This is a genomic window from Bacillus sp. P4_D3, assembly GCF_056401855.1.
In genome coordinates, this window is sequence record NZ_JBFUIN010000286.1 from 1 (window position 1) to 4,044 (window position 4,044).

6 protein-coding genes and 1 riboswitch are annotated in these 4,044 nt (G+C 36.9%); of the genes, 5 read left to right on the forward strand and 1 reads right to left on the reverse strand.

What is annotated here, in order from left to right; genetic code table 11:
- Positions 1 to 5: 5 nt before the first annotated feature.
- Positions 6 to 929, forward strand: a complete 924-nt coding sequence (locus tag AC1DTM_RS19415) for an alpha/beta hydrolase (RefSeq protein ID WP_477000680.1) — start codon at positions 6 to 8, stop codon at positions 927 to 929.
- A gap of 10 nt (positions 930 to 939) precedes the next feature.
- Here the strand turns inward: AC1DTM_RS19415 and AC1DTM_RS19420 are convergent, their stop codons facing one another.
- Positions 940 to 1,185: a DUF2552 family protein gene (locus AC1DTM_RS19420; RefSeq protein ID WP_002111659.1), complete on the reverse strand. Its 246-nt coding sequence runs from the start codon at positions 1,183 to 1,185 to the stop codon at positions 940 to 942.
- Between the two features lie 139 nt (positions 1,186 to 1,324).
- On the opposite strand from AC1DTM_RS19420, the gene AC1DTM_RS19425 reads away from it, so the two are divergent.
- The 4 genes from AC1DTM_RS19425 to AC1DTM_RS19440 all read left to right on the forward strand — a co-directional run.
- Positions 1,325 to 1,531 (forward strand): CDGSH iron-sulfur domain-containing protein, encoded by a 207-nt coding sequence (locus AC1DTM_RS19425; protein WP_001151582.1) that lies wholly within the window; start codon positions 1,325 to 1,327, stop codon positions 1,529 to 1,531.
- A 190-nt stretch (positions 1,532 to 1,721) separates the two neighbouring features.
- Positions 1,722 to 1,865: riboswitch (FMN riboswitch) on the forward strand.
- A 309-nt stretch (positions 1,866 to 2,174) separates the two neighbouring features.
- Positions 2,175 to 3,287: a bifunctional diaminohydroxyphosphoribosylaminopyrimidine deaminase/5-amino-6-(5-phosphoribosylamino)uracil reductase RibD gene (gene ribD, locus AC1DTM_RS19430; RefSeq protein WP_088099494.1), complete on the forward strand. Its 1,113-nt coding sequence runs from the start codon at positions 2,175 to 2,177 to the stop codon at positions 3,285 to 3,287.
- The gene (ribE, locus tag AC1DTM_RS19435) at positions 3,269 to 3,913 is read left to right on the forward strand and encodes a riboflavin synthase (RefSeq protein ID WP_016096153.1); all 645 of its coding nucleotides are present in this window, start codon (positions 3,269 to 3,271) and stop codon (positions 3,911 to 3,913) included. Before ribD ends, ribE begins: the two co-directional genes overlap by 19 nt.
- A 12-nt stretch (positions 3,914 to 3,925) precedes the next feature.
- Positions 3,926 to 4,044: 3,4-dihydroxy-2-butanone-4-phosphate synthase (locus AC1DTM_RS19440; protein ID WP_477000681.1), on the forward strand; the 119-nt coding region annotated here is incomplete at its 3' end.

Sequence of the window (4,044 nt, forward strand, 5' to 3'; positions counted from 1 at the left end):
AAAGTATGAAACGTTTTTTTACAGCATTGTTTACTATACTAGGTGCACTAACTGCGATTGGGATTTTCTTTACAAATAAAGTTATGTACTTGAAGAAAAAAACAGAGGAAGAAGTTTTAGAACGCGAAACGAAAAAGCATTTTCATTTGGACGATTTTAAGGCTATTCAAAAAGAAGAGGTTCACATCCCTTCTCAATTCKGATACGAACTTCACGGATATTACATGCCAGCTGGTCATTCCAATAAATTTATGATTTTTTGCCACGGTGTGACCGTAAATAAAATCAATTCCGTTAAATATGCAAACTTATTTTTAAATAGAGGATATAACGTATTTATTTATGATCATCGCCGTCATGGTAAAACCGGTGGTAAAACAACAAGTTATGGCTATTATGAAAAACATGATTTAAAGTCAGTAGTTGACTGGCTAAAAGATCGTTTCGGAACGAATATTACACTCGGAATTCATGGTGAATCTATGGGTGCTGCAACTCTTCTTCAATATGCAGGACTTGTTGAAGATGGTGCTGATTTTTATATTGCTGATTGTCCTTTCTCTGATTTTTATGGACAGTTACAGCATCGTTTGAAAGTTGAGTTTCACTTGCCAAAATGGCCTTTATTGCCTTTAGCAAATGCCTTTTTAAAAGTTCGTGATGGCTATACAATTCGTGAAGTTTCACCAATTGATTGTATAAAAAACATTAACAATCCTGTTCTCTTTATTCATAGTAAAGACGATGACTATATTTTATCTGATATGACGAAATCACTTTATGAAGCGAAAGAAAATAATAAACAGCTTTATATTGCAGAACATGGTGCACACGCTTGCTCTTATAATGAAAATAAAGAAGAGTACGAAGATGCCATCGATCAATTTTTAAACACATATGTAAAAGAAACAAAAAACAGGCTTGCATAAGCCTSTTTTTTTACTGCGCTAAAACGTCTGTAACTTGTTCCATATTTTCAGAAATCCACTTTACTGCCTCGTCTAGCGTTGGGAATTCCGTCGTTTGAAAAGTCACCTCATCTTGAAGTAACCAAACGTCTTTCGGTTCTTGTCCTACACCTGCGATTGACCAATGAAGTAAACTATATGGATGATTATCATTCAAAAATGATGCCCATGTGCGCTCATTTGCAATATTTTGTAGTGTTTGTAATTTTTTATCCATCTTTCGTCACCTTACTCTAGTCAGTTATAAAAACTATTATAACACTCTCTTCTCTCTCAAACAAAGTGCTCTTTTTATATTGTCAAGTACTCTCCCTAATTATATGATGAGAGTAAGCGTTTGGAAAGGAGGGATAACGTTGGCAAAAGTACAAATTAAAGTAAATGATAATGGCTCTTTTCGCGTTACAGGGGACGTGGAATTAGTTGACTCACAAGGGAATGTATTCCCAGCAAAACCGGCATTTTCTTTATGTCGTTGTGGTTTATCAAAAAACATGCCTTATTGCGATGCTTCGCATAAAGGAAAATTCGAGTCTGTTGTTAGAGCACCAGAGGCAGAATAAATATTTAAAGAGCATGCACATTTATTTGTGCATGTTTTTTCTTTTGATCAAAGCCTATACAGCCCTTCCCCTTTCAACATTTCTATTACTTTCGTCCCCATTCAAATCGGCATATATTTTCACACAATTCTTCACATTCGAACATTTTTTACTATGCTTTTTTCTTTTTTGTGCTATAATGTGAGCAAACAACATCCTTCGGGGTCGGGTGAAATTCCCAACCGGCGGTGATGAAGCGAAAGCTTCTAAGTCCGTGACCCGTTTTCAACGCGAAAACGGTGGATCTAGTGAAACTCTAGGGCCGACAGTATAGTCTGGATGGGAGAAGGATATGTTTTCTAGTAATTATATATAGCGAATACACTTTTATTTCAGTATGCATATTTTTAAAGGTTCATTTTGACTCTTTATATATGTTTTATTTTGTATACTTATGTTTCTATACTGAAATAAAAAGATACGACTAGCGTTTGAAAAACTCGATATTTTGCTAGGTTTTTTTCTTATACCAAAATATCAGTCATCGTTAGGTTTCTTTCCTATACTTTCGTATTCGAACTATATTTCTAGAAATCACGTCTCCCAAACCCCAAGGATTCTATATCCTTGGGGTTTTTTGATTTTTTCAGGAGAGGTGACGAGAATGACAGATCAAGAATATATGAGGATTGCCTTGCAGTTAGCACAAGGAACATCGGGACAAACAAGCCCAAATCCTATGGTTGGTGCTGTTGTTGTAAAAGATGGCAACATTGTCGGAATGGGTGCCCACATGCGTGCCGGTGAAGAACATGCTGAAGTTCATGCTCTTCACATGGCTGGAGAAAGAGCAAAAGGCGCTACCGTTTATGTAACACTTGAACCGTGTAGCCATTTTGGAAAAACACCGCCTTGCTGTGAATTACTCATTGAAAAGGGCGTCCAGCGTGTTGTAATCGCCACCCTTGATTGCAATCCACTCGTTTCTGGTAATGGAAAAAGGAGATTAGAAGAAGCTGGAATCAAGGTGACTACTGGTGTTCTTGAAGCGGAAGCAACTTTATTAAATCGATACTTTTTTCACTATATGAAAACGAAACAGCCATTTGTAACAATAAAAACAGCAATGAGCTTAGATGGAAAAACAGCGACTGTAACGGGGGAAAGTAAGTGGATTACAGGTGAAGAAGCGCGAGCTGATGTTCACCAATATCGTCATATGCATGACGCTATCCTTGTCGGTGTGAATACAGTTATAACTGATAATCCACACTTAACAACACGAATTCCAAACGGAGGTAAACATCCTATACGCGTTATTTTAGATACCCACTTACGAACGCCGCCATCTTCTCATGTCATAACAGATAGCTTAGCTCCGACATGGATTATTGTCGGTAAGGATGTAAATAAAGAGAAAATAGCGTCTTATGAATGTAACAATATAGCTGTATTCCAAATGAAAACGAAGCAAATTGAAATACAAGATGTCCTATCCCTACTCGGGGAGAAACAAATTCTTTCTCTGTTCGTTGAAGGTGGTCAAACAGTACATGCAAACTTCTTAAAAACAAATAGTTTTAATGAAATTGTGACCTATATAAGCCCAAAGTTAATTGGCGGAAAAGATGCACCCACTTTATTTGGCGGAGCTGGTTTTTCGAAGTTACAAGATGCACTTTCCTTAACAATTCAAGAGATGAAACAAATTGGTAATGATATAAAAATTGTTGCAACCTTAAAAAGCGAGGTGACGGAATGTTTACAGGAATTGTAGAAGAGTTAGGAACGATATCAAGCATGACTCAAAGTGGTGAAGCAATGAAGCTAACTATTAGCGCAAATCAAATTTTATCGGATGTTAAGCTAGGTGATAGTATCGCGGTTAACGGCATCTGCTTAACAGTAACTACTTTTACGACTACTTCATTCACTGTTGATGCAATGCCTGAAACAATGAATGCAACATCACTTCGTATGCTAAAGCCAAGTGCCAAAGTGAATTTAGAACGGGCAATGGCTGCGAACGGACGATTCGGTGGACATTTCGTCACCGGACATATCGATGGCATCGGTACGATTTTAACTAAAAAACAACATTACAATGCCATCTATTACAAAATAGCAATTTCTGATGAATTACTACGCTATTGTTTGCATAAAGGATCCGTTGCTATTGATGGCACTAGTTTAACAATATTTGATATAGACGAATCTTCAATTACAATTTCACTCATCCCCCACACAGTAAGCGAGTCTATAATCGGAGAAAAAAAAGCCGGGGACATCGTAAACATTGAGTGTGACATGATTGGAAAATATATTGAACGCTTTATTTCAAAGCCCGCAAAAGGAACTGATTCAATGACCGAAAGCTTTTTACAAGAAAACGGATTTCTATAAGGGGGAAGTACAATGTTTCATCGTATTGAAGAAGCTCTAGAAGATTTAAAACAAGGAAAAGTCGTTATCGTATGTGATGATGAAAACCGAGAAAATGAAGGCGATTTTATTGCTTTAGCAGAGTACATTAC

Coding starts and splice junctions, on each gene's coding strand:
- ribE (WP_016096153.1), top strand. CDS start 3,269: ATGTTTACAGGAATTGTAGAAGAGTTAGGAACGATATCAAGCATGACT.
- ribD (WP_088099494.1), top strand. CDS start 2,175: ATGACAGATCAAGAATATATGAGGATTGCCTTGCAGTTAGCACAAGGA.
- AC1DTM_RS19420 (WP_002111659.1), bottom strand. CDS start 1,185: ATGGATAAAAAATTACAAACACTACAAAATATTGCAAATGAGCGCACA.